At 49.5% G+C, this 842-nt stretch carries 1 protein-coding gene; it reads right to left on the reverse strand.

What is annotated here, in order from left to right; genetic code table 11:
* Window positions 1–732, reverse strand: a 732-nt coding sequence (locus ACYQ11_RS22090; RefSeq protein WP_459926002.1) for a transposase, incomplete at its 3' end; no start/stop codon positions are given.
* Window positions 733–842 lie beyond the last annotated feature (110 nt).

The raw sequence follows: 842 nt of genomic DNA on the forward strand, positions 1-842 counted from the left end.
TTTGAAATGGTCTTTGAAGTGATCGTACATGCGGGTGACGAACTCTTTGGATCCGATGATCTTGGAGTCCGTAAAATAGCGGGTCTGTTTGAAAAACCGGTCGGCCTGCGTGACCTCGAAATTCTTTTTCGCGGCCTTTGAAAAATCCTTTTCCGGAATGGAACGGCCTTTGGTTGAGGGCTTGACCCCTATTCCATAAACAAATTTCCGGTAAAAGCTGATGCGCTGATCCTTTGAATAATTGTCCTGGCCGATGAGTCCGAAATCCAGTGAAATCAAATCGTCTTTGTTGTCGGTCTGGAGCAGATAGCCCAGGGTGTTCCAGCGATAATCCTCAGGTATTTTAACTATTCCGGCCCGCACGGGGTTCAAATCGATGTAGGCCAGACAGTTGATCAGGGTTTCCCCGTTTTCAACGATCATGCTTTTGAACCGGTCTCCCCAGAAAAAGCCCTTCTTGTTGTGCCGCTTGTTGTAAAACCGCGTAAAATTCTGTTTCAGGTCTTTGACGAATTCCGAAAGACTGGCCCATTTGTCCCGGTAATACTGGATATCACTGCCGGACAACACGAGGTCCGTTCCGTAAATCGCTTCGAACCGCTCTTTGATTTCCCCATCGGAATACCGGTCCCCCGGATACATCCGAACCGCCAGATGAATATGATTCCCCATGACGCAAAACCCGAGAACATCGGCAAAGTAGCGCTTGGCGTAGACACGCAGGAGGCTCACAAAATAATCCTTCTCCACGTCACCGATACAGTACCCCGGCAGCGTTGACCGCGATATTACATGGTACACTGTGGGCTCGCCGGAGTTCACGATTCGAGACTGTCTTGGCA

The sequence above is a fragment of the Desulfatiferula olefinivorans genome (assembly GCF_054657895.1).